The following is a 24,367-nucleotide window of genomic DNA, read 5'->3' on the forward strand; positions in this document are numbered from 1 at the left end:
GCACTAAGCTGCCCACATGATCACTGCTGTGCACACATTGGTCTACGCCGACGACGCCGAGGCGGCCCGCGACTTCTTCGACGTGCTCGGCTGGTCACACGTCGACGCCGGCGGCGGTTGGCTGATTTTCCGCACCGGACCGTCCGAGATGGGTGTGCACCCCACCTCGGACGATCGGGGCGGTGAGCCGTGGTCGACGCGGCCGCACCACGAGATCTCCCTGATGTGCGACGACATCGAGTCGACCGTCGCGGAACTCGAGGCCAAGGGTGCCGAGTTCACCCGCGGAATCCGCGACGACGGGTACGGCCTCACCACGTCCGTGAAGATTCCCGGTGCGGGCGAGATGATGCTGTACCAGCCTCGGCACCCGGTGGCGTTCGAGCGTTAGGCCTTCGCCTGCGCGCTGCTGCGCGCCGCATTGGCCTGTTCGCCCGCCTTCGGGTCGGTCTCCGATTGTTTCTTCCCGACACCGTCGGCGATCCGATCGCCGAGGGTCTTGTCGACGTTGCGCCAGTACTCGAACGCCTTCGCCAGAACCGGTTCGCTGACACCGTTCAGCAGGTGCCCGACGATGTTGTCCACCAAGCGGTCCCGGGCGGCGTCGTCGAGCACTTCACGGACCATCGTCCCGGCCTGCCCCCAGTCGTCGTCCTCCCTGTGGAGCGCGTACGGCGAGCGGACCATGTCGCCGGCGCTGTACCAGGTGGCGGTCTCCCCCACCTGCGACGGGTCGGCGTGCGGGCCGCCCTTGGAATTCGGCACGTAGACCGGATCCCCGGGGTTGTGGTGCCGCATGTTGCCGTCCTTGGAGTACGAGCGGACGGGCACGTGCGGCCTGTTGACGGGCAGCTCCTTGTAGTTGGCGCCGATCCGGTAGCGGTGGGCGTCCGGGTAGGAGAACAGCCGGCCGATGAGCATCTTGTCCGGGCTCGGGCCGATGCCGGGGACCAGGTTGCTGGGCTCGAACGCGGCCTGTTCGATCTCACAGTGGTAGTCCGTGGGGTTGCGGTCGAGCGTCATCCGGCCGACGGGGATCAGCGGGTAGTCGCTGTGCGGCCACACCTTGGTGAGGTCGAACGGGTTGAACCGGTAGTCGTCGGCATCCGCGAACGGCATGATCTGCATGTTCAAGGTCCAGCTCGGGTACTCGCCACCTTCGATGTGCTCCCACAGGTCTCGCGTGTGGTAATCGGTGTCCATGGACGCCATCTGGTCGCCCTCGTGCTGCGTGAAGAACTCGATGCCCTGGTCGGTCTTGAAGTGGTACTTCACCCAGAACTTGTCGCCGGCGGCGTTCACCCACATGTACGTGTGGCTGGAGTACCCGTTCATGTGCCGCCAGGTGCGCGGGATGCCGCGGTCGCCCATGAGCCACGTGACCTGGTGCGCCGACTCCGGGGACAACGTCCAGAAGTCCCACTGCATGTCGTGGTCGCGGAGGTTGTTGTCGGCACGTCGCTTCTGCGAGCGGATGAAGTCCTGGAACTTCATCGGGTCGCGCACGAAGAAAACAGGTGTGTTGTTCCCGACCATGTCGTAGTTGCCCTGGTCGGTGTAGAACTTCACGGCGAATCCACGTGGGTCGCGCCACGTGTCCGGGCTGCCGCGCTCGCCGGCCACGGACGAGAACCTGATCAGCAGGTCCGTCTTCTTGCCGGGTTGGAATAGATCGGCTTTCGTGTAGGCGGAGACATCTTCGGTAACTTCGAACCGTCCGAACGCCCCGCCTCCCTTGGCGTGCGGTTGGCGCTCCGCAACGCGTTCGCGGTTGAACTGGGCCATCTTCTCGATCAGATAGTGATCCTGGAGCAGGATCGGCCCGTCCGTCCCGATCGTGAGCGAGTGCTCGTCACTCGGTACCGGGATGCCGGCGTCGTCGGTCGTGAAGTTCTGATCTGTCATCGCGGTGCTCCTTCAGCAGACTGCTGGTCGCTACCGCGTACCCTCGCCCACCGTCGGTGAAACAGATCCGAACGCCGCCTTCGCGCTGACTTTCCACAGGTAGACCGCCGCCGGGACCAGTGAACCGATCAGGAGCAGGAGCGTCCAGACGGACGCGAGCATGAGCACGTCGCCGCCCGGACCGCCGAACATGCAGAGCAGGAAACCGAACCCCCACCCCGTGAGCGGCAGCACGCCCGTGCCCACCCGGCCGGTCGTCGACTTGGCTGCGATCACCAGCGCCAGGTTGGCGACCGCGGCGGCGAGGATGCTGATCGGGAACGGCGTGGCGCCGAGGTAGGTAGGCAGGAAGAGCACCGAGAGGACGGCGCACAGAAAACCGTCGAACACCAGCAGCGCGAGGGTGACCCTCCCCAGAACATCGAGGTGCCCGGGTTTCGCTGCGGTGCCGACGGTCATGTGTCAATAGTGGATCAGGCGACGGGCGGGTAGCCCAGCAGGGTCAGCAAATGGCTCTGCATGTCGGCGAATCCGTACAGCACGCTGTAGTACAGGTCGTGCTGGGCCGGCCACGACGGCCGGAGCGTATCGACGAACGCGACGATGGCGTTCTGAACATCCCAGTTGTACATCTATCGCCTCTCCTGACGGGTGTCACACGGACTCGACCGGGGCCGCTGCGTGACGTGGGCCACAGTGTAATACGTAAGGCTCGTCACAGATACCTGCGGTCAGTGACCGATGCCACCGAAGAGGTCCCGTTCCCTGCCGTCGGCGTCCCGCTCCCCGGCGGCGCCGCGGACCAGCACGAAGTGTTCCTCCGCCAGAATCGGCTGTGCGATGTCGTTGGAGAGCGCGTACTCGGTGCCGCTCGGCGCCACCGTCACCTGGGTGGCGTGCGCCGACAACGCTTCCCTCTTCGCGTCGAGCACGCCCCGCACGTCGATCACCGTCGTCACGTCCGCGTCCGGGACGCTCGGCAATTCGCCGGGCTCCGGCAACCGCCAGCCGTCGGGGATGTCTCCGATACGGCAGATTCCCGACTCGAGCGCGCTCGCCTCGGTCACCGTCCAGTACAGCTTTGCGACCTCCCACGGTTCGCCGCAGTCCGGGTACTGCGCCGAACCCGCCGCCTCGACGGCCGCGGTGGTGACCGTGTGCACCTGGATGTGGTCGGGGTGCCCGTACCCGCCGTCCGGGTCGTAGGTGACCACGACGTGCGGCCGCAGTTCCCGGATGACGGCCACCATCGCGGCGGTCACGGAGTCGCGGTCGGCGTTGACGAAGGCGCGCGGGTTGGCTGCCGACGCCGTGCCCGCCATGCCGGAATCACGGAAGTGCCCCGCCCCCGACAGGAACCGCGGCCTTCCCGCACCGAGACACGACAGCGCGGACGTCAGTTCGCCGATCCGGAAACCGCCGAGCTGATCGGCGGCGTCGGCGACCAGCTGCGCCCACTCGTCGCCGATCACCTCGCCTTCCTCGCCGAGCGTGCACGTCAGGACGTGAACGTCGGCGCCCTCGGCGGCGTAGCGGGCGATGGTGCCGCCGGTGGTGAGGGTCTCGTCGTCGGGATGGGCATGAACCAGCAGAAGTCGCCGCTCACTCATTCCTTGATCCTGCTCCAGTCCGCTGCGTCACTGAATATTCCGACCGGCACGGCCCCCGACAGCGACACCCCGTCGACGCCGGGTCCCGCCGCGACGAGTGTGCGGTCCTGCATGATCGGTAGCACCGCGGCCAGATCCCACAGTTTGCGGTCGGCGTCGGCGAGAGCTTGCGGCACATCACCGACCCCCCGCAGCGCGGCGTCGATGGACGGCTGAAGGGTGGGGTCGCAGACTCCCGACAGATTCGACGGGGCCTCGGCGTCCGCAACCGAATCACGTTCGGGGTCGGCGGTTTCGGTGTTCGGCTGCGTTGCCGCGACCACTGCGGGCGGGCAACTGTGACGGGAGGCCAGCGCCGTCGCCGGGTCGGATCCGGCGCGCGACCAACCCACGACCGCCCCGATCTCACCCTTGCTCAGCGACTCCCCGTACAACTCCTCAGCGGGCAGCGACGTCACGGTGGCGTCGACACCGGCGCCGCGCAACTGGTCGGCGGCCGTGTTGGCGACTGCACTGGCGGTGTCGTCACCCTCGGGTGTCCCGATGGCGAGCGTCAGCGGGACGCCGTCGCGGACGAGCCGGGTCGACGGCGCCACGCCTGTGGGAACGACGGTGCCCGTGGAAGTTTCGGCGACGTATCCGTACTCGGCCAGCTGCGCGAGCACCTGTTCGCGGCCCGGCCGTGCGGGTGCGGTCGCGGTGTAACCGGGATCGGAGGGGGCGTAGACCTGCGAGCGCGCCGGGACCGCCGCCGCCTCACTGCCGGCCCCGACGACGGCGAGCAGGTCGGTGTCCAGCAGCTCCAGAAGACTCTTCCGCACCCGGACGTCCGCGAGTTCGGGAACCCGGCCGTTCAGCGTGAGGTCGAGTCCGCGCGGTTGGAAAGACGAACCCGTCCGCACCGTCGGGATCGCCGCCAGCTGGGCGGAAGTGGCTGTGCCCCCGTGAATCTGGACGATATGCGTGTCGTTGTTGCGCATCGAGTCGGCGAGCTGCGACGGGGTGCCGTCGCGGCGCATCAGGATCTGGTCGGGCGTCGCCGGTTTGTCCCAGAACCGGTCGTTGCGCTCGAGCAGGATCTCGTCGCGTCCGCGGTCGATCGACTTGATGTGGAAGTGCCCGCCCGACACCGGGATGTTCTCGGACAGTCCGGTCGCGAAGCCGCCGGGGGAATCCTTGATGAGATGCGACGGCAGCAGGTCGGTGAAGAGTTCACGCCACGCCGGGTAGGCGGCCTTCATGACGACGCTGACCGTCTTGCCGCCACCGGACGACCTGACGTCCTCGATCAGCTCGTAGCCTGCGGGGTCGACCACGCCGGGGGCACTGATCATCTGCTGCCACAGGTAGCGGAAGTCCTCGGCGGCGATGGGCGCGCCGTCGGACCACTGCGCCTCGTTCCGCAGCTGGTACGTGACGGTGAACGGTTCCTGCGACGTGACGTCCGCGGAGATCACCAGCGAGGAGTCGGGAATCCAGGTGCTGCCGCCTGGGCGGGCAGTATCGGGCACCGGCCGGAACGGGCTCGGCAGCACGAGGGCGCTGACCGCGGAATTCGCCGGCGACTGGTCCGACAGGAGGTGCGGGTTGAATCCGCTGCCCACGTCGTCGATGGCGACGACGACGGGCTGCTTCTCGGTCGGCGACACCGTCGGCTTGGGGCTGTCGGTGCTCTCGACCGGCGGGGGCGGATCGGCGGTGCACGACGTGAGCATCGCCGTCGACACTGCCAGCAGGAGCGCGGTCACCGCCGCACCGTTCCCGCGCCTTCGGCCCCGTACTCCTCGAACTCTCGCGAGTCGACCCCCAGCAACCACCGCGCCGCCTTTCCTCAGAGATACCGGAAGGCTCCGGAAACCCACGAGCGAATGTACCTTCGGCCGGCGATCGACCGAAGGTACATTCGCCCGGTTGTGTATGACGTGGTCGGACGTGCCGACTACAGAGCAGCCTTGTCGCGGGCCTTGGAGCGTGAACGCTCACGGGCACGGTCGGTGGCCGACAGGTGCACCTTGCGCACGCGCACGACCTCCGGGGTGACCTCCACGCACTCGTCGCCGGCGCAGAACTCCATCGCGCCTTCGAGCTCGAGCTTGATGGGCTTGGCGAGGGTCTCCATCACGTCGGCGGAGGACTGACGCATGTTGGTCAGCTTCTTCTCGCGGGTGACGTTGATGTCGAGGTCCTCCTGGCGCGGGTTGATGCCCACGACCATGCCCTCGTAGGTGTCGGCGCCGGGTTCGACGAAGAACGTTCCGCGATCGGCGAGCTGGATCATCGCGAACGGGGTGACCGAACCGGTGCGGTCCGAGACGAGCGAGCCGGTGTGGCGGGCGCGGATCTCGCCGGCCCACGGCGCGTAGCCGTGGAACACGGCGTTCGCGATGCCGGTGCCGCGGGTCTCGGTGAGGAAGTCGGTGCGGAAACCGATCAGGCCGCGCGACGGGACGATGAACTCCATCCGGACCCAGCCCGCGCCGTGGTTGGCCATCTGCACCATCTTGCCCTTGCGGTTGGCGAGGAGCTGGGTGATGGCGCCGAGGTACTCCTCGGGACTGTCGATGGTGAGCTCTTCGAAGGGCTCGTGCACCTTGCCGTCGACCTGACGGGTGACCACCTGCGGCTTGCCGACGGTCAGCTCGAAGCCCTCGCGGCGCATCTGCTCGACCAGGATGGCGAGCGCGAGCTCACCACGGCCCTGAACCTCCCAGGCGTCGGGGCGACCGATGTCGAGGACCTTGAGCGAGACGTTGCCGACGAGTTCCTGGTCGAGACGCGACTTCACCATGCGGGCGGTCAGCTTGTGTCCGCTGACCCGGCCGACGAGCGGTGAGGTGTTGGTGCCGATGGTCACCGAGATGGCGGGCTGGTCGACGGTGATCCGCGGCAGCGGGACCGGGTTCTCCAGGTCGGCGAGGGTGTCGCCGATCATGATGTCGGGGAAACCGGCGACGGCGACGATGTCACCGGCGACGGCCTTCTCGGCGGGCTGACGCTCGACGCCCTTGGTGGCGAGCAGTTCGGTGATCTTGGCCTTGGTGACGACGGGCTCGCCGTCCACCTCGCGACACCAGGAGACGGTCTGGCCCTTGGTCAGCTCGCCGTTGTGGATACGGACCAGGGCGAGGCGGCCGAGGAACGCGGAGGCGTCGAGGTTGGTGACGTGGGCCTGCAGCGGCGCGTCGACGTTGCCCTTGGGTGCGGGCACGTAGTTGAGGAGCACCTCGAACAGGGCGTCGAGGTTCTCGGCGTCCGGTGCGTGACCGTTCTCGGGCTGAACCTTGGACGCCTTGCCCTCGCGGCCCGAGGCGTACAGAACGGGAAGGTCGAGGGCGAGCTCGGCGGCTTCCGCGGCCTCGTCGTCGAGGTCGGACGCCAGGTCGAGCAGCAGGTCGTGGCTCTCGGAGACGACCTCTTCGATGCGGGCGTCGGGACGGTCGGTCTTGTTGACCACGAGGATGACGGGCAGCGACGCGGCGAGCGCCTTGCGCAGCACGAAGCGGGTCTGGGGCAGCGGGCCCTCGGATGCGTCGACGAGCAGGACGACACCGTCGACCATGGACAGGCCGCGCTCGACCTCGCCACCGAAGTCGGCGTGACCGGGGGTGTCGATGACGTTGATGACCGTGACACTGCCGTCGGCGTGATGCTTGTGGACGGCGGTGTTCTTCGCGAGGATGGTGATGCCCTTCTCGCGTTCGAGGTCGCCGGAGTCCATGACGCGATCGACCAGTTCGGCGCGCTCCTCGAATGCCCCCGACTGACGCAACATGGCGTCGACGAGAGTGGTCTTGCCGTGGTCGACGTGTGCGACGATGGCAACGTTACGGAAGCTGGTGATGGTCACGCGGTGGCTCTCCTGGCTGAGTTGATTCGGCCACGCGAAAGTTCCCTCGCACGGCTTTCTGGCGGCCGCCTTGTCATCTCGATTCAGAATCCTCGTCGAGGCGATGGTAAATCGCCCAGTGCAGGCATCGCGGCCACGTGAATACTACCCGCCCGAGCGGCTACTTCGCGCATCGCCGGCTGCCCGAGCCCTGCCCGACCAGCGTAAAGTGATCTGCGCCACGTCGAATTCGGCCCGAATCGCGCGTGAGTCGGGGCCGAAAGCTGAGGGGACGCTAACCTGGGTGGAGCCGGCGATACCGGTGTTCCCCGTAGTAGGAAGGCCGAGCCGAGTATGGGCAAGGTGAAGGCCAGCAAGGTCTCGGGTCTCAAGCCGAAGAAGAAGTGCTGCCGCAGCAAGACGCGCTGCATCAAGTGCCCGGTGGTCATCATGCGCATGAAGAAGCTCGAGAACGAGGGCGCGTCCAAGAAGGAACTGAAGAAGGGGCTCAAGAAGGCCCGCGCGGCCTGAGGTCAGCCCCACCCGTTCAGGTGCAGCCGCAGGTCCGGCACCCACCCGCGGTCGTTGCCGACGAGGTCGATCTCCCCCAGTTCCCGTCCGTCCACCCACCGCAGGTCCGCGTGGTCGAGCGCGACGGGTGTTCCCGACACCAGTTCCACCCGGTACGCGCGGAGCACCCGGCCGTCGGGCAGCGGCACGTCGTCGCCGATCCGGTCGCCGCCCGACACCTCGATCCCGAGTTCTTCCCGCAGTTCGCGGCGCAGCGCGTCCTCGGCGGTCTCCCCCGCCTCCGCCTTGCCGCCGGGCAGCTCCCACAGTCCCGCGAGTTCCGGTGGCCGCGTCCGCTGCGCGAGCAACAGCCGGCCGTCGACGATGATCGCGGCCGCCACCACCTCGCCGGCGTGGTCGACAGGCCTTGCACGTTCCACTGGCACCGCACCATCATGGGGTATGGCCGAGTTGCTGTCAGACGGAGAGATCGACACCGCGCTCGCAGAACTGCCCGGGTGGCGGCGGGCGGGTGATTCCCTCGTCCGCACCGTCGAGTCGCCGAGTTTCCCCGAAGCCGTCGAGCTGGTCCGGAAGGTCGCGGAGGCGGCGGAGGCCGCGAACCACCATCCGGACATCGACATCAGGTGGCGCAAGGTCACCTACACGCTGTCGACGCATTCCGCGGGCGGGCTCACGCAGCTGGATCTGGATCTTGCTGCGCAGATCGACTCACTGGCGGGCTGACCGGGGCGGCGGCCACGGCACGCTTCGGGCGGCGCCCGGCGTAGGCCACCCAGGCGTAGACACCGAACGCGCCGACCACGTCGACCGTGCCCAGCCACGCGAGTACCGCGGGCCGGGAGATCAGCCAGATCGAGTCCTGGAAGAAGCTGAGCACCCACGGCACGCCGATGAGGGTGGTGACGAGCCAGTATCCGGCGAGGATCCGGGTTCCCAGCATCGATCCGTAGGGGCCGTGCAGCAGCCAGATCAGCATCGGAATGACCCACACCCAGTGGTGTGACCACGAGATCGGTGAGACGAGCAGCCCCAGGAGCTCGACGATGACGAGGGTGCCGAGCCGATCGTCCCGGGCGATCGCCCGCCAGGCCAGGACGGCGAGGACCACCGTGACCGCCACGGCCAGCAGCCAGAGGGCGCCCGTCTCGACGTCGTACCCGAGCAGCCGCGACAACGCGCCGCGCAGGGACTGATTCCACACCGAGCCGACCGGCCCGATGCGGTCGGCGTCGCCGAGCAGGTGGGTGAAGTACTCCCGCGCCTCCGAGCCGATCAGGAGATAGCTGACTCCGACGGTCGCGGCGAACGCGACACCCGAGAAGACCGCGGCCTTCCATCGGCGCTGCATCAGGAAGTAGAGGCCGGTGATCGCGGGGGTCAGCTTGATCCCGGCGGCGAAACCGACGAGCGCACCGGACAGCCACCACCGGGAGCTGCGGACCGCGGTCATCACGAGCAGCGCGAGGAACACGTTGATCTGGCCGTAGTCCAGCGTGGTGCGCACCGGTTCCACCCACACCCCCACCGTGGTCCACAGCACCGCGACCGCCCGCCAGTGCGGGCTGCGCGCGGCGTCACCGAGCACGAGCCCGAGGCTCATGCGCGCCAGCGCGTACAGGGCGAGGATGGTGAGCAGTTGCCAGCCGACCCCGACCAGCGGGAACGGCAGGTAGTGCAGGGGAAAGAAGACCAGCGCGGCGAACGGCGGGTAGGTGAACGGCAGCGGAAAGTCCGGTGTCACTTCCGAATAGGTGAAGTCGTAGAGACTGCCACCGCGGAGCGCCTCGGAACCGTCGACGTAGACGTGCAGGTCGACGAGGTTCATCCCGTTGGGACTCAACAGCGTCCACGCCATTCGCCCGAGCACCGACAGCACGAGAAGTACAGGCGCGCACCGTAACAGGCCGTGCAGGGCGGACGCTCCCCGGGACGACGTGGGAGAACGCTCGGATGACGGGTCGTCGGAGGCTGCTCCGTCGTCGGACGCTGCATGGTCGGACACAGTGTGGTGCTCTCCCCGTGAGGTGTGTAGATGTCTCAGCCGATCCCGAAACGGTCCCGCACAGCGTAGACGGCGCCCGCCGCGGACCCCGAGGTGTCCGTAGCCGCGCGTAACAGTTGCATCACCAATCACACGAACCACACGTGCCACAAGCTATGGTCACCGGAAGATCACCGTCGGGGTCTGTATGCCATACACTCCCACCGGGATGCCGCAGCTATCGGTGAACGAACTCGTGAGCTGTACAACCCGGGGGCGCTGTACATAGAGTGACCCCCCGAGCCGTCAGACGTGGATTGAGTTGTCGTCCACGCTGTTATGACTAAGGATGGGGAGACTGTGCTTCGAACCCGAGGTATGCGCAGAGCAGTAACTGCTCTCGCTGTTGCCGCAGCAGCCGCAATGGCAGTGCCGGCCCAGGCGAATGCGCAGCCGACGCCGCCGCCCGTGCCCGAAGGCATCCCCGTGGAGATGCTCGCATCGTTCGCACCCGCGATCATCGGCGCAGCCGCTGGTACCGAAGACATCGCCGCAGGACCTCAGGACGCGATCCTGGACCAGGCCCGCATCCTCCTCGAGTCCCCCGGCATCCCGCCGGAGCTCAAGTCCACTCTCGAGCGCGTCATCACGTTCCTCGACGGCAGCGGCGGCGGCGGCCCCGAGATCCCGCAGGAGAACGCACCCGTCATCGCGCAGTTCCTCTACCCGACGATCGGCAAGGGCTGCATCGGAGAGGGCGCCGACTCCGTGGGCACCGCACTCGCGGTCCCCGGTCCGGCCCAGCTGCCCCCGCCCGGACCCAAGGCAGGTCAGGCCGGTTTCGTGTTCACCGCCCTCGGAACCAGTTCCGTTGCCGCCGAACAGCCCGAGCCGCTGACCGTGACGTGGATCAACCTGGACAACCAGCGCCGCGCCACCCAGAACCTCACCAACGAGGCCAAGATCAACCCCGACGGACCGGCAACCCTGTCGGCGATCGCGGACACCGGCCCCGGCCGCGTCCTCGCGGTCGTGTCGGGTGGACTGACCACGCAGAAAGAGGGCGCCGCGCCGATCACGTGCAGCTTCCTCCCCACCGTCGGCATGTTCCAGGTCGCGTAACTCCTCACAGCTGACGAGTGAAGGGCCCTCCGGAAAATTCGGAAGGGCCCTTCACTCACGTCTGCACCGGTTCACTGTTTGCCGACGGCACCACCGTGGTAGACCGAGGAATGCCCTCGACGCATCACTCACCCGACCACTCACTGCGATCGCGACACGCCCGGCGTTCGATACTGTCGATCCGTTCGGAGGGGTCGATTCTCTCGATCGGCTCCGCCTACTCCATCCTGTCCATCGGGAGTGTCGGCTCAGTGCTCTCGATCGGGTCGGTCGGGTCGGCCGGCTCGGCACTGAGCACCGCCTCGTTCGCCAGCCTCGGGTCTGCGCTGTCGGGGCTGTCGCGGTGGTCCCTGATGTCCTGGAGGGGGTGGCACCACTCGCCGCCGGAACACCCTCACCTCACGGTCATCGCCGAGGAACCGGACCTCGCCCGGGACGCGACCGCGCACGTCCAGTCCTGACTCGGTCCGGTCAGGACGTCCGCCCGGTGCGCGGCCAGGAGTTGCCGTCGTACTTCTCGATTTCGCCGTTGAACTTCGTCAGCAGCCGGCGCAGCTCGCCCCGGTCGTGGTCGCTCCACTCGGCGATGATGCGCTCGACGCCTTTTCGGCCCAGCGCCCGGTCGGCGTGAAGCTGTTCGAGTCCCAGCGCGGTGGCCTCGACCTTGCGGGCCATTCCCCCGTCCGGGTCGGGGACGCGTTCGACGAGGCCGCGCTTCAGCAAGGCGCCGATCTGCCGGTTGATCGTCGAGATGTCGAGCCTGAAGGCCTCGGCGAGCTGTTTCAGGCTGAGCGGATGTTCCAGTTCCAGTCGTCCGAGGAGGAGGTAGGCGGAACGGTCGAGTTGGAATCCCGCCCGTTGCGCATGGGCGTGATAGCGCGACAGCAATGTCAATTCGTTCTCGACAGCAGCCGCCACCTCGTCGCGTTCGGACACCGACACCTCCCGTAGTTACCGTCATTCTGCCCGAGGCATTATTGTGCACCATACACAAGATGTGTAGCGTGCACATCCCGATCAGGACCCGTTGACGAACAGCGCGGTGTAGAGGACCGAGGCGACGGTGTACACGAAATTGACGAGCAGCTCCATGGGAGAACCTCCGGGTTCCAGAGTGAAAAGAGTGACAACAGGTAATCGGAGTTGCGCCGAGGAGCGTTTCACGCCGTCCCATCCACCGGAAAATGCCCCACCCACGAACTGAAACGTGTTCTTATTTCCGGAGGCGCTCGCGCTCGGGTGCCGGACGAGAGAAGGGGATGCACACATGCCGTGGAGTCGTGCCGAGCTCGAAGAGGCCTTCGCGCACTACCAGCGAACCGTCAGCCGCTGCGTCGAACTCGGAGACTGGAACGGCTTCGCCGACCTCTTCACGGAGGACGCCGTGTACGTCGAGCACGCCTTCGGACACTTCGACGGACGCGAGGCCATTCGGAAATGGGTCACGCGCACCATGTCGGCCTTCCCCGGTAGCCGGATGACCGCGTTCCCGGCGAACTGGTACGTGCTCGACGAGGACCGCGGATGGGTCATCTGCGAGATCGACAACCCCATGGAGGATCCCGGCGACGGTTCGGAGCACGCCGCAGCGAACATCACGATCCTGCACTACGCCGGCGACAACCTGTGGTCGCGTGAGGAAGACGCGTACAACCCGATGAATTTCCTCGCCGCGGCCAAGAAGTGGTGTCGCGCAGCGGAAGCCGCCGGCACGCTACCCGACGACGCCCGGGAGTGGCTCACGAGGATGGGCGGGCAACCGGCGGCCTAGCGGTCACCACTGGCCGTAGTCGGGCTTGAGGATGTCGTTGAGATCGATACCGATCCCGTCGACGTTGCTCGCGTCGATCTCGTACTGGTGCAGGTGCGCCGACGGGTGGACGTACCCCTCGGGTGTGCCCCAGTCGTGCTGCCAGTACCACGACCCGAGGCCGGCGAGCACCGCCAGATCCAGCGTCGTGGAGTTGGCGTAGATGCCGGTGTTCGCCTTGCCGACCACTGACTCCCACCCGGCGAGGTACGGGGCGATCATGGTGAGGAAATCGGCGGGCGTGGGATTGTCGTCGATGGACGCGTAGATGGGTCGATCCTCGGAACCTCCTGCGGCGAGATGCAATTCGAGCCCACGCTCCGCGTGCCGCTTGCCCGCCTCGAGACCGCCGCGCCAATCGGCCGTCGGACCCTTGCCGAACTGATAGCACGAGACGACCGACAGTCCGGCGTCGAGCAACGCCTGCGCCTCGTCGGCGAGCATCGGCTTGCCTTCCATCCATTCGGCGCCGGGACGGCGGTCGGACACGTAGCGGATGGCGCCGGCATAACCGGCCTCGAGGATGGCGTCCGCCGACGGCACCCCACCGGCGTAGTCGATCAGGATGCCGAGACTGTCCGCCTTCGCGACGGCGACCGAGGACGTGGTGGACGTGAGCGCCGCGATCCCGGCCACGGCGGATCCCGCTGCCGCGTACCGGAACAGGTCTCTCCGAGAAATCTGCACTGTGGCCCCCATATCCGATCGGTCGCGCTCCGGCGTGTCTCCGACATTCACTCTCGCTCAGTCGGTATGTTGTCCGGTTTGCATTCCACCACACTCACACGGGTCCCGCCAGCCACTTGGACTACATCCGTCACATCGGACACTCGCGACCCGCGCCGAACCGGGCGGCGCAACGCGTCAGCGGAAGAACACCGCAGCCTGGTCGGCCAGATCGAGTGCCCCCTGCGGCAGGATTCCGAGCACCACCGTCACCACCACTCCGACCGCGATGGCCGCGGCGGTGAACATGCTGGGCACCACGATCGTCGGGGCGTCGCTCTGCGGCTCCGAGAAGAACATCAGGACGATGACGCGGACGTAGAAGAACGCCGCGATCGCGCTGCTGACGACACCGACGAGGACGAGCGGAACGGCACCGCCCTCGATGGCGGCCTGGAAGACCGCGAACTTGCTGACGAACCCACTCGTCAGCGGGATTCCGGCGAATGCGAGCAGGAACAGTGCGAAGACCCCGCCGACCAGTGGCGAACGCCGACCCAGCCCCGCCCACCGCGACAGGTCCGTCGCCTCGCCCCGGCTGTCCCGCACCAGGGTGACGACGGCGAACGCGCCGAGTGTGCTGAATCCGTATGCCAGAAGGTAGAACATCGTGGACGACAGACCCGCCCGGTTGGCCGCGATCAGACCGGTGAGGATGAAGCCGGCGTGCGCGACCGACGAGTACGCGAGCATCCGCTTGACGTCGTTCTGCGTGACGGCCATGACCGCACCGACCACCATGGTGAGGATGGCGACGCCCCACATCACGGGCCGCCAGTCTGCGCGCAGGTCGGGCAGAGCCACGTAGAAGATGCGCAGCATCGCGCCGACGGCCGCGACCTTGGTGGCCGCCGCCATGAAGGCGGTGATCGGAGTCGGCGCACCCTGATAGACGTCGGGAATCCACGAGTGGAACGGGACGGCGCCGATCTTGAACAGCAGGCCCACCGACAGGAGCGCGGTACCGATCAGCGCCAAAGTCTTGTCGTCGGTGCCCCGGGCGAGCGCGTCCGCGATCCGCGGCAACTCGACGGTGCCAGCGTAGCCGTACAGCAACGCCACACCGAACAGGAAGAACGCCGACGAGAACGCCCCGAGCAGAAAGTATTTGAGGGCCGCCTCCTGCGACAGGAGACGGCGACGCCGCGCCAGCCCGCACAGCAGATACAGGGGCAGCGAGAGCACCTCGAGCGCGACGAACATGGTGAGGAGGTCGTTGGACGCCGGGAACAGGAGCATCCCGCCGACCGCGAACAGGGTGAGGGGAAAGACCTCGGTATGCCCCGGGGCGTTCTTGGTGGCCTCCCGTTCGGCGACACTGCCGGGGACGGCGAACGCCTGCGGGGTGAAGGCGTCGGTTCCGCCTTCCGGCTCGGCTCCGCTCGCGGCCGTGACCTCCGCGGTCGCCACTCGGACCCCACTGTCGACGCTCCGCTCGGCGATCAGCAGGATCGCGGGTATCGAGATCAGCAGGATCGTCCCCTGGAGGAACAGCGTCGGACCGTCGACGGCCACCGCGCCCCCGACTGCGGAGTCGCGGGTCCCGGCGAGCATGACGACGGCCACGAACGCGGCGGTCAGTCCCCCGAGCGCGAGGACGAGATGGCTCGAGTAGCGGCCGCGCCGGGGCAGGAACGCCTCGACGAGCACACCGGCGACGGCCACGCCGAACACGATCAACATGGGTGCCAGCTGACCGTATTCGATGTCCGGCGCGCGCAGCGTCGTGGACTGGGCGAGTACGAGTTCGGAGGTACTCATCGGTGTGTGCCTCCCTCTGGGTCCTGCCCGGCGACGGTGGGTGCAGGATCGTGCTGACCGACGGTGACGAGGACGTGGCCGACCGCGGGGGTGATGACGTCCAGCACGGGCTTAGGGTAGACGCCGAGGACGAGCAGCAGTGCGATCAGCGGTGCCACCACCGCGATCTCACGGCGCACGAGATCGCGGACGGTCTCGTTGCCCTCCTTCAGCGGCCCGGTCATCATCCGCTGATAGAGCCACAGCACGTAGATCGCGGCGAGGACGAGCGCGAAAGTCGCGACCACGGCAGCGATCTGGTAGCGCGAGAACGTGCCGACCAGGACGAGGAACTCGCTGATGAACGGTGCCAGCCCCGGCAGCGACAGCGTTGCGAGGCCCGCCACGAGGAACGTCCCGGCCATCACCGGCGCGACCTTCTGCACGCCGCCGTAGTCGGCGATGAGGCGGGTGCCGCGCCGCGACACCAGGAACCCCGCGATCAGGAACAGCGCCGCGGTCGAGATGCCGTGGTTGACCATGTACAGCGTCGAACCGGCCTGTCCCTGGCTCGTCATGGCGAAGATGCCGAGAATGATGAACCCGAAGTGCGAGATCGACGTGTAGGCGATCAGTCGCATCACGTCGGTCTGACCGATGGCCAGTACCGCGCCGTAGATGATTCCGATTACCGCCAGCACCGTGACGAACGGAGCGAAGTATGCGGACGCCTCCGGGAACATCTGCAGGCAGTACCGCAGCATGCCGAACGTCCCGACCTTGTCCACCACGGCCATCATGAGCACCGCACTCGCAGGGGTGGCTTCCACCGCGGCGCCCGGCAGCCACGTGTGGAACGGCCACAACGGCGCCTTGACCGCGAACGCGAACATGAAACCGAGGAACAGTGCCTTCAGCACGCCGGGGTCGGCGTCCAGCCCTTCGGCGACGATCACCCGGAAGTCGAAGGTGCCGCCGCCGAAGACGTCCTGACGCGCCGTCACCACGTACACCCCGATGACCGCGGCGAGCATGATCAGGCCGCCGAACAGGTTGTAGAGCAGGAACTTCACCGCGGCGTACGACCTCCCCACCCCGCCGAATCCTCCGATCAGGAAGTACATCGGGATGAGCATGGCCTCGAAGAAGATGTAGAAGAGCAGGACGTCGAGGGCGGTGAACGACACGATCACCATCGCCTCGACCATCAGCGTCAGCGCCACGTACGTGTGGGCCATCCGCCGCTGCCCGTAGTCGGGCGCGGTGTCACCGTCGTTCCACCCCGCCAGCAACAGCAGCGGCACCAGAACGGTGGTGAGGAGCACCAGGACGAGCGCGATGCCGTCCAGGCCCAGGATGTACCGGGTGCCGAACGCCGGGATCCAGGCGTGGGATTCCACGAACTGGTACTGCTCGCCGGTCGGATCGAACCGGATCGCCAGCACGACCGCCAGGCACAGCACCACCACGGACACGCCCACGGCGACGGATTTCGCGAGGGCGCGCTTGTGGACGGGCAGAGCCAGGACCACACCGGCGCCGACGAGTGGCAGCACCCAGAGGGCGGTCAGCCACGGGAAGCCGCTCACCACAGCCTCACCAGCATCGTGGCGACCAGGAGGGCCGCACCCGCGAACATGAACAGCGCGTACGACCGGACGAACCCGGTCTGCAGGCGCCGCACCCGCATCGACGTTCCGCCGACGAGCGCGGCGAACCCGTTGACGGCACCGTCGACGCCGCTGCCGTCGACGGTCACGAGTGTTCGCGTCAGTTCCTGCCCGGGACGCATCAGCGCCGCCTCGTTGAACGCGTCGCCGTACAGGTCCTTCCGGGCCGCAACAGTGAACGCGGTGACGTCGGCAGGCGCGACCTCGGGGATCGGCTGCCGGGCGTACTGCCGGTAGGCCACCGCGACTCCCGCGAGCACCACCACCAGCGTGAGTGCGGTGATCGCCCACACGGGCAGGGCGGGCTCGCCGTGGTGGGCACCGACCACCGGTTCCAGCCAGTGCTGCAGGGAGGAGCCGACGGCGAGTAGGGCGCCGGCGGCGACCGAGCCCACCGCGAGCAGGATCATCGGCACCGTCATCACCCCTGGCGATTCGTGTGGGTCGGCGACGGGAACATCCCCCTTTCCGTCGCCCGCCCCGGAAGCCCACCGCGGTTGTCCGAAGAAGGTCATCAGCATCACCCTGGTCATGTAGAAGGCGGTGAGTCCCGCGCCGAGCAACGTGACCGTTCCGAGGACGACGCCCTGGACGCCCTCGGCGGCGAACGCCGCTTCGATGATCTTGTCCTTGGAGAAGAAGCCAGAGAACGGCGGAATCCCGATGATGGCCAGGTATCCCAGCCCGAACGTGACGAACGTGATCGGCATGACGGTGCGCAGACCGCCGTAGCGGCGCATGTTCACCTCGTCGTTCATGCCGTGCATCACCGAGCCGGCGCCGAGGAACAGGCCGGCTTTGAAGAAGCCGTGGGTGAGCAGCAGCATGATCGCGAACGCGTACCCGGCCGGTCCCAGACCGGCGGCCAGCACCATGTACCCGATCTGGCTCATCGTGGACGCCGCCAGCGCCTTCTTGATGTCGTCCTTCGCGCAGCCGATGATCGCGCCGAACAGCAGGGTCACCGCCCCGACGATCACCACGGCGAGCTGGGCATTCGGGGCCAGGTCGAAGATCGCGTTGGACCGGACGATCAGATACACACCCGCCGTGACCATGGTCGCGGCGTGGATGAGCGCCGACACCGGTGTCGGGCCCTCCATCGCGTCACCGAGCCAGGACTGCAACGGGACCTGCGCCGATTTGCCGCAGGCGGCGAGCAGCAGCGCGAGCCCGATCGCGGTGAGCACCCCCTCCCTCGCGGCGTCGGCACGCGTGAACACGTCGGCGAATTCGATCGAGCCGAAAGTCGAGAACATGATCATGATCGCGAGGACCAGGCCCATGTCGCCGACGCGGTTGATCACGAACGCCTTCTTCGCGGCCGCCGCCGCGGACGGCTTGTACTGCCAGAACCCGATGAGCAGGTACGAGGCGAGACCGACGCCCTCCCAGCCGACGTACAGGCCCAGGAAGTTGTCGGCCAGCACCAGCAGCAGCATCGCCGCGAGGAACAGGTTGAGGTAGGCGAAGAATCGCCTGCGCTCCGGATCGTGCGCCATGTAGCCGACCGAGTAGATGTGGATCAGCGAACCCACCCCGGTGATCAGCAGAACGAAGCACACGGACAGCTGGTCGAGTTGGAGACCGAAATCCACCTGGAGTTCGCCGACCGGCACCCAGCTGAACAGGGTCTGGTGCACGACCCGCTCGGCGGCGTCCCTGCCCAGCATGTCGACGAAGAAGACGACGCCGAGCGCGAAGGAGACCAATGCCGTCGCGCAGCCGAGGAGATGGCCCCACGCATCGCTGCGGCGGCCCGCCAGCAGGAGCACGGCGGCGCCGAGTAGGGGCAGAACCGGCAGCAGCCACACGGCCGACGAGAGCGTTCCGCTCATGCCGCACCGCCGATCGGGGCGTCGTCGTCGGGCAAAGTCACCTTCTCGAGGATGTGCGTCATCGGGGACCCGTCAGTTCTTGAGGAGGTTGGCGTCGTCGACGGAAGCCGAACGGCGGGAACGGAATATGGTCATGATGATCGCCAGACCGACCACGACCTCGGCGGCCGCGACGACCATCGTGAAGAACGCGAAGACCTGACCGTCGAGGTTGCCGTGCATCCGGGCGAACGTCACGAACGCTAGATTCGAGGCGTTGAGCATCAGTTCGATGCACATGAACACGATGATCGCGTTGCGCCGGATCAGCACCCCGGCCGCACCGATCGTGAACAGCAGCGCCGACAGGTAGAGATAGTTCTCGGGGTTCATCGCCGACCCTCCTCGTCTGTCGCACCGGGTTCGGGAGTCGCGACGTCCGCGGTGCCCAGCGCCCGCGCGGGCAGGCTCGGCCGCCGTTCGAGCGACCGGCTGACGGACAGCTCGGAGAATGTGCCGTCGGGCAGCAACGCCGGTATGTCGACCGCGTTGTGCCGCGCGTACACACCCGGACTGGGCAGCGGTGTGACCCGGGCCCCCTCGCGGACGCGGTCCTGGGACAGCTCGCGCTGGTCCTTCCGCCGCTCGAAACGCTCCCGGTGGGCCAGCACCATCGCACCGATGGTCGCGGTGATCAGCAACGCGCCGGTGAGTTCGAAAGCCCACACGTACCGGACGAACACGAGTTCGGCCAGCCCCTCGACGTTGCCTCCCGCGTTGGCCTGATCGAGACCGGTGAACGCGGAGACGGACGCACTGCCGATGCCGCCGATCAGCAGGAGTCCGAATCCCAGCCCCGCCGCGATCGCGGCCACCCGCTGACCGCGGAGGTTCTCGACGAGGGATTCGGAGGAATCGACACCGATGAGCATGAGCACGAACAGGAACAGCATCATGACCGCGCCGGTATACACCACGATCTGTACGACACCGAGGAAGAGCGCGCCCTGGGCGATGTAGAACACGGCCAGGATGATCATGGTCGTCGCGAGGAAGATCGCCGAGTAGACGGCCTTGGTTGCGCTGACCACCCCGAGCGCGCCGATCACCGCCACGGTCGCGAGGACCCAGAACTGCACACCCTCGCCCGTCGAGGTCTGGGTGAAGGGTTCAGCGACCAGTTGGACCGCGGACGGCATCGTGTTCACCACGTCGGCTCTCCTCCCTCGATCACGGCCTGTCCCCCGCCGTGTCCTCGATCTCGGACTCGTCCTGAGCCGCAGCCGCCGCTCCCCCGGTCACCGTGCCGCGGTAATAGTCCTCGGCGGTGGTGCCCGGGGCCATCGGGTGCGGCGACTCGACCATGCCGGGCTCGAGCGGGGCCAGCAGCCGGTCCTTCTCGTAGATCAGGCCGGCCCGGTTGTCGTCGGCCATCTCGTACTCGTTGGTCATGGTCAGCGCCCGCGTCGGGCACGCCTCGATGCACAGCCCGCACCCGATGCAGCGCAGGTAGTTGATCTGATACACCTGGCCGTACCGCTCGCCGGGCGAGAAGCGTTCCTCGTCCGTGTTGTCGGCGCCCTCCACGTAGATGGCGTCGGCGGGGCACGCCCAGGCACACAGTTCGCACCCGATGCACTTCTCCAACCCGTCCGCGTAACGGTTGAGCTGGTGCCTGCCGTGGTAGCGGGCCGCCGTCGGCACCTTCTCCTCCGGGTAGAACTCGGTGTTCGATTTCTTGAACATCGTCGAGAAGGTCACGCCGAAACCCGCTATGGGGCCGAGGAATTTAGTCATCGCTGTTCTCCTGGGTCGATCCGGTGGAGTGCGCGCCGGCGACGGAGACGGGCGTGCGCCGGAACGCAGGCAGCGTCTGACCCGGCATCGGAGGAACCGGGTATCCACCGGCCATGGGATCGAACGGTTCGAGTGTCTCCGGGGACAGTTCGGCGCGTCCGCGCGGCTCGACCGGCTTCTCGGCTGCGCGAACGCGACCCGGGCGCAGCCGCTTCCACAACAGCACCACCACGACGAGGGCCACGACGAGGCCCGCGACGACGAGCGCGATCGTCCGGGCGTCGTACCCCTCGTTGCGGAAGGCCCGGACGGTGGCGACGATCATTACCCACACCAGCGAGATCGGGATGAGGATCTTCCAGCCGAGACCCATGAATTGGTCGTACCGCAGCCTGGGCAGCGTGGCGCGCAGCCAGACGAACACGAACAGGAAGCCCCAGACCTTCAGCGTGAACCACAGCACCGGCCACCACCCGGAATTCGCGCCGTCCCACAGGCTCAGCGGAAACGGGGCGTGCCAGCCGCCGAGGAACAGCGTGGTGGCGAGCGCCGAAACCGTCACCATGTTCACGTACTCGGCGAGCATGAACATCGCGAAGCTCAGCGAGGAGTACTCGGTGTGGAACCCGCCGACCAGTTCGCCTTCGGCCTCGGGCAGGTCGAACGGCGCCCGGTTGGTCTCGCCGACCATCGACGTGACGTAGATGAGGAACGACGGCAGCAGCAGGAAGACGTACCAGGTGTGTTCCTGGGCGGCGACGATGCCCGACGTTGACATCGTTCCGGCGTCCAGGAAGACGGCCGCGAACGACAACGCCATCGCGATCTCGTACGAGATCACCTGCGCCGTCGAGCGCAGCCCTCCCAGCAACGGGTACGTGGAGCCGGACGCCCAGCCGGCGAGGACGATGCCGTAGACGCCGATCGACGTGGCCGCGAGGACGTAGAGGACGGCCACCGGGAGGTCCGTCAGCTGTAGTGGCGTGTAGTGCCCGAAGATCGACACCGCCGGGCCGAACGGGATCACGGCGAACGCCATGAACGCAGGTACCGCGGCGATGACCGGCGCCAGGATGTAGATCGGCTTGTCCACACCCTTCGGGACGATCCCCTCCTTCAGCGCGAGCTTGATGCCGTCGGCGAGACTCTGCAACATTCCCCGCGGGCCCACCCGGTTCGGGCCGACGCGCATCTGCATCCACGCCATGACCTTGCGTTCGGCCAGGATCGTCAGAAGCGGGGTGAGGACGAGGAACACGAAGATGGCCAGGGCCTTGCCGAGCACCAGCCACCACGGGTCGTGCCCGAACAGCGCCGGGTCGGGGTAGACGCCCTCGATCGTCACAGCGGACCTCCCGGAACCATCCCGTTGGTGCCGGCCGCCCGGCGGACGTTCACGACGTCCCCCGCCCGGGCAGCCAGTTGCGGGTAGACAGCGGATCCGGGCGAGTTGAGCGGCAGCCACACCACTCGATCCGGCATGTCGGTGATCACCAACGGCAGGGTGACGGCGCCCCGTTCCGTCGTCACGGTGACCGGATCTCCGTCACCGGCACCCGACTCGGCCGCCGAGGCCGCGGACACCCGCACGACCGGCGTCCGGGCAGTGCCCGCCAGGTGCGGTTCCCCGTCCTGCAGTCGTCCCGAGTCGAGCAGCATCCGCCAGGTGGCGAGCACCGCCTCCCCCGGCCCGGGTTCCCGCCGCGGCGGGTGCGGGTGGCCGGGCGGATCCGGGAAGTCACCGTCCCAGGCGCCGAGCCTCTCCAGTTCGCGCCGTGCGGTCGCGGCGTCCGGAAGACCCAGCGGAACACCCATTTCGCCGGCGATCGCGTGGAGGACTCGCTGATCGGGCATCGACCCGGTGGCGCGGAGGGCGGCGTCGAAATCGCGTGCGCGCCCTTCCCAGTCGAGGAAGGTGCCCGGCTTCTCCATGACCGGTGCGATGGGGAACACCACGTCCGCGCGCTCGCTGATCGCACTGTGCCGCAGTTCCAGGCTCACCACGAAACCTGCCGCCTCGACGGCGGCCAACGCGGCCTGCGGGTCGGGGAGATCGTCGGCCTCGACACCGCCGATCAGGAGCGCCCCCAGCGTCTTCGCCTCGGCCGCGGCGAGGATGCCCGCGGTATCCCGGCCTGCCGTCTCCGGCAGATCTGCGACGTTCCACACCGACGCGACCTGGCGCCGCGCCTCCGGATCGTCCACCGGTCTGCCACCCGGGAGCAGTCCGGGCAGCGCGCCCGCCTCGAGCGCACCGCGTTCGCCGGCCCGTCGCGGCACCCAGGCCAGCCGGGCCCCGGTCTCGTCGGCCAGCCGGACCGCTGCAGACAGGGCCCCCGGCACCCCGGCGAGTCGTTCCCCGACCACGATGACCGCACCCGGCCTGCGCAGCAGCTCGGTGACACCGGAGTCCAGATCACCCGTGCGGAGTCCGTCGAGGACCTCCGCCTCCGCATTCGGCGCGGACCGGAGCAGCCGGCCGGACGTCTTCTCCAGGCCACGGGATGTGTACGGCGCGATCGAGTAGACCGGAACGGCCTTCGCCCGCGCGGCCTTGCGCAGGCGGAGGAAGACGATCGGTGATTCCTCCTCCGGCTCGAACGCGGCGAGAAGGACGACCGGAGCGGCGTCGAGATCGTCGTATGTGACCGCGAGTCGCTGCCCCGCCACCCGGGCGGCCAGGAACTCGGCCTCCTCGCCGGAGTGCGCGCGACTGCGGAAGTCGATGTCGTTGGTGCCGAGCGCTGTTCGCGCGAACTTCGCGTAGGCGTAGGCGTCCTCCCATGTCGACCGACCCCCGACCAGAACACCCGCGTTGCCCCGCGCGGCGGCCAATCCCCGCGCCGCGACGGCCAGGGCCTCGGACCAGGAGGCGGGTGCCAGCGTGCCGTCGTCGCCGCGGACCAACGGGGCGGTGATCCGGTCGCGCTCGGTGGCGTAGGCGAACGCCCACCGCCCCTTGTCGCAATTCCACTCCTCGTTGACCTCGGGATCGTCGCCCGCCAACCGGCGCAGCACCTTCCCCCGCCGGTGATCGGTGCGCTGGGCGCACCCGCTCGCGCAGTGCTCGCAGACGCTGGGGCTGGAGACCAGGTCGAACGGGCGGGCCCGGAACCGGTACGCCGAACCCGTCAGCGCACCCACCGGGCAGATCTGGACGGTGTTGCCGGAGAAGTACGACTCGAACGGTTCCTTCGCGTAGATCCCGACCTGCTGCAGCGCGCCCCGTTCCATGAGTTCGATGAACGGGTCGCCGGCGACCTGCTGCGAGAACCGGGTACACCGCGCGCACAACACACACCGCTCGCGGTCCAGCAGGACCTCCGTGGACAGCGGAATCGGTTTGGGAAACGTGCGTTTGACCTCCCCGAAGCGCGACTCCGCGCGCCCGTTGGACATCGCCTGATTCTGCAGCGGGCATTCGCCGCCCTTGTCGCACACCGGGCAGTCCAGGGGATGGTTGATCAGCAGCAACTCCATCACACCCTTCTGCGCCTTGTCGGCGACGGGCGACGTGAGCTGGGTGTGGACGACCATGCCGTCGGTGACGGTCGTGGTGCAGGAAGCGAGCGGCTTACGCTGCCCCTCCACGTCGACGAGGCACTGACGGCAGGCGCCGACCGGATCGAGCAGCGGGTGGTCGCAAAACCGCGGGATCTGAATGCCGATCATCTCCGCGGCACGAATCACTAACGTGCCCTTGGGAACACTGACCTCGACACCGTCGATGACAACGCTCACTGCGTCAGGGCTCGTATCATGGCTCGCTACGCTCGCCGGCGCGGAGCCCTTCACGCGCGCCCTTCCCTCGTCGCTCATTCGCTGCGCT

Annotated in this window: 24 protein-coding genes; 6 read left to right on the forward strand and 18 right to left on the reverse strand. The window is 67.7% G+C overall.

From position 1 onward, the window contains the following. Positions 1-16 precede the first annotated feature (16 nt). Positions 17-391, forward strand: coding sequence for a VOC family protein (locus QM693_RS11690; RefSeq protein ID WP_283352412.1), 375 nt, complete (start codon positions 17-19; stop codon positions 389-391). On the opposite strand, the gene QM693_RS11695 is transcribed toward QM693_RS11690, so the two are convergent. The 6 genes from QM693_RS11695 to typA form a co-directional block, all read right to left on the reverse strand. After that, positions 388-1,905: a catalase gene (locus tag QM693_RS11695; RefSeq protein WP_280781601.1), complete on the reverse strand. Its 1,518-nt coding sequence runs from the start codon at positions 1,903-1,905 to the stop codon at positions 388-390. The two genes, QM693_RS11690 and QM693_RS11695, sit on opposite strands and share 4 nt — an antisense overlap. Positions 1,906-1,935: 30 nt before the next feature. Then, positions 1,936-2,364, reverse strand: a complete 429-nt coding sequence (locus tag QM693_RS11700; protein ID WP_283331316.1) for a hypothetical protein — start codon at positions 2,362-2,364, stop codon at positions 1,936-1,938. Positions 2,365-2,378: 14 nt separating this feature from the next. Beyond that, entirely contained in the window at positions 2,379-2,537 is a 159-nt protein-coding gene (locus QM693_RS11705) for a hypothetical protein (protein ID WP_005239161.1), read from the reverse strand. A 99-nt stretch (positions 2,538-2,636) separates the two neighbouring features. Beyond that, positions 2,637-3,515, reverse strand: coding sequence for an N-acetyl-1-D-myo-inositol-2-amino-2-deoxy-alpha-D-glucopyranoside deacetylase (gene mshB, locus QM693_RS11710; protein ID WP_283331317.1), 879 nt, complete (start codon positions 3,513-3,515; stop codon positions 2,637-2,639). Next, a complete protein-coding gene (locus tag QM693_RS11715; RefSeq protein WP_283331318.1) occupies positions 3,512-5,332 on the reverse strand; it encodes an ABC transporter family substrate-binding protein in 1,821 nt (606 codons plus the stop codon). Before QM693_RS11715 ends, mshB begins: the two co-directional genes overlap by 4 nt. A gap of 122 nt (positions 5,333-5,454) precedes the next feature. Further along, complete coding sequence (gene typA / locus QM693_RS11720; protein WP_009479182.1) at positions 5,455-7,362, reverse strand: translational GTPase TypA; 1,908 nt, start codon at positions 7,360-7,362, stop codon at positions 5,455-5,457. 342 nt (positions 7,363-7,704) lie between these two features. On the opposite strand from typA, the gene QM693_RS11725 reads away from it, so the two are divergent. Then, a complete protein-coding gene (locus QM693_RS11725) occupies positions 7,705-7,872 on the forward strand; it encodes a hypothetical protein (protein ID WP_162130660.1) in 168 nt (55 codons plus the stop codon). 2 nt (positions 7,873-7,874) lie between these two features. On the opposite strand, the gene QM693_RS11730 is transcribed toward QM693_RS11725, so the two are convergent. Further along, entirely contained in the window at positions 7,875-8,255 is a 381-nt protein-coding gene (locus QM693_RS11730) for a (deoxy)nucleoside triphosphate pyrophosphohydrolase (protein WP_280781620.1), read from the reverse strand. A gap of 58 nt (positions 8,256-8,313) precedes the next feature. Between QM693_RS11730 and QM693_RS11735 the strand changes: the two genes are divergently transcribed. Beyond that, complete coding sequence (locus QM693_RS11735) at positions 8,314-8,598, forward strand: 4a-hydroxytetrahydrobiopterin dehydratase (RefSeq protein ID WP_005239148.1); 285 nt, start codon at positions 8,314-8,316, stop codon at positions 8,596-8,598. On the opposite strand, the gene QM693_RS11740 is transcribed toward QM693_RS11735, so the two are convergent. Beyond that, complete coding sequence (locus QM693_RS11740) at positions 8,546-9,877, reverse strand: mannosyltransferase (protein ID WP_280781597.1); 1,332 nt, start codon at positions 9,875-9,877, stop codon at positions 8,546-8,548. The two genes, QM693_RS11735 and QM693_RS11740, sit on opposite strands and share 53 nt — an antisense overlap. Positions 9,878-10,195: 318 nt before the next feature. On the opposite strand from QM693_RS11740, the gene QM693_RS11745 reads away from it, so the two are divergent. Continuing rightward, positions 10,196-10,978: an Rv1157c family protein gene (locus tag QM693_RS11745; RefSeq protein ID WP_198602241.1), complete on the forward strand. Its 783-nt coding sequence runs from the start codon at positions 10,196-10,198 to the stop codon at positions 10,976-10,978. A gap of 110 nt (positions 10,979-11,088) precedes the next feature. Beyond that, a complete protein-coding gene (locus QM693_RS11750; RefSeq protein WP_283352413.1) occupies positions 11,089-11,439 on the forward strand; it encodes a hypothetical protein in 351 nt (116 codons plus the stop codon). Between the two features lie 10 nt (positions 11,440-11,449). Here the strand turns inward: QM693_RS11750 and QM693_RS11755 are convergent, their stop codons facing one another. Continuing rightward, positions 11,450-11,920: a MarR family winged helix-turn-helix transcriptional regulator gene (locus tag QM693_RS11755; protein WP_280781595.1), complete on the reverse strand. Its 471-nt coding sequence runs from the start codon at positions 11,918-11,920 to the stop codon at positions 11,450-11,452. A gap of 325 nt (positions 11,921-12,245) precedes the next feature. Here QM693_RS11755 and QM693_RS11760 point away from each other — a divergent pair, with 325 nt between their 5' ends. After that, a complete protein-coding gene (locus QM693_RS11760) occupies positions 12,246-12,749 on the forward strand; it encodes a nuclear transport factor 2 family protein (RefSeq protein WP_283331319.1) in 504 nt (167 codons plus the stop codon). A gap of 3 nt (positions 12,750-12,752) precedes the next feature. On the opposite strand, the gene QM693_RS11765 is transcribed toward QM693_RS11760, so the two are convergent. The 9 genes from QM693_RS11765 to QM693_RS11805 form a co-directional block, all read right to left on the reverse strand. Next, positions 12,753-13,487, reverse strand: coding sequence for a DUF1906 domain-containing protein (locus QM693_RS11765; RefSeq protein WP_280781593.1), 735 nt, complete (start codon positions 13,485-13,487; stop codon positions 12,753-12,755). 165 nt (positions 13,488-13,652) lie between these two features. Further along, positions 13,653-15,275: an NADH-quinone oxidoreductase subunit NuoN gene (gene nuoN / locus QM693_RS11770; protein ID WP_283331320.1), complete on the reverse strand. Its 1,623-nt coding sequence runs from the start codon at positions 15,273-15,275 to the stop codon at positions 13,653-13,655. Then, on the reverse strand, positions 15,272-16,843 hold the full coding sequence (locus tag QM693_RS11775; protein WP_280781591.1) for an NADH-quinone oxidoreductase subunit M: 1,572 nt from the start codon (positions 16,841-16,843) through the stop codon (positions 15,272-15,274). Before QM693_RS11775 ends, nuoN begins: the two co-directional genes overlap by 4 nt. Then, entirely contained in the window at positions 16,840-18,762 is a 1,923-nt protein-coding gene (nuoL, locus tag QM693_RS11780) for an NADH-quinone oxidoreductase subunit L (RefSeq protein WP_283352414.1), read from the reverse strand. Before nuoL ends, QM693_RS11775 begins: the two co-directional genes overlap by 4 nt. A 72-nt stretch (positions 18,763-18,834) precedes the next feature. Next, the gene (gene nuoK, locus QM693_RS11785; RefSeq protein ID WP_005239116.1) at positions 18,835-19,134 is read right to left on the reverse strand and encodes an NADH-quinone oxidoreductase subunit NuoK; all 300 of its coding nucleotides are present in this window, start codon (positions 19,132-19,134) and stop codon (positions 18,835-18,837) included. Further along, the gene (locus QM693_RS11790; RefSeq protein WP_198602243.1) at positions 19,131-19,940 is read right to left on the reverse strand and encodes an NADH-quinone oxidoreductase subunit J; all 810 of its coding nucleotides are present in this window, start codon (positions 19,938-19,940) and stop codon (positions 19,131-19,133) included. Before QM693_RS11790 ends, nuoK begins: the two co-directional genes overlap by 4 nt. Positions 19,941-19,971: 31 nt before the next feature. Then, complete coding sequence (gene nuoI / locus QM693_RS11795; protein ID WP_283352415.1) at positions 19,972-20,538, reverse strand: NADH-quinone oxidoreductase subunit NuoI; 567 nt, start codon at positions 20,536-20,538, stop codon at positions 19,972-19,974. Continuing rightward, a complete protein-coding gene (gene nuoH, locus QM693_RS11800; RefSeq protein ID WP_164061113.1) occupies positions 20,531-21,883 on the reverse strand; it encodes an NADH-quinone oxidoreductase subunit NuoH in 1,353 nt (450 codons plus the stop codon). The genes nuoI and nuoH overlap by 8 nt, the downstream gene beginning before the upstream one ends. Continuing rightward, positions 21,880-24,357 carry an NADH-quinone oxidoreductase subunit G gene (locus QM693_RS11805; protein WP_283352416.1) on the reverse strand — a complete coding sequence of 826 codons (2,478 nt, stop codon included), beginning with the start codon at positions 24,355-24,357 and terminating at the stop codon, positions 21,880-21,882. Before QM693_RS11805 ends, nuoH begins: the two co-directional genes overlap by 4 nt. Positions 24,358-24,367 lie beyond the last annotated feature (10 nt).

Origin of the sequence: Rhodococcus sp. IEGM 1305 (genome assembly GCF_030058635.1) — a bacterium.
In the GTDB taxonomy this organism is placed as follows: Bacteria; Actinomycetota; Actinomycetes; order Mycobacteriales; family Mycobacteriaceae; genus Rhodococcus_F; species Rhodococcus_F opacus_D.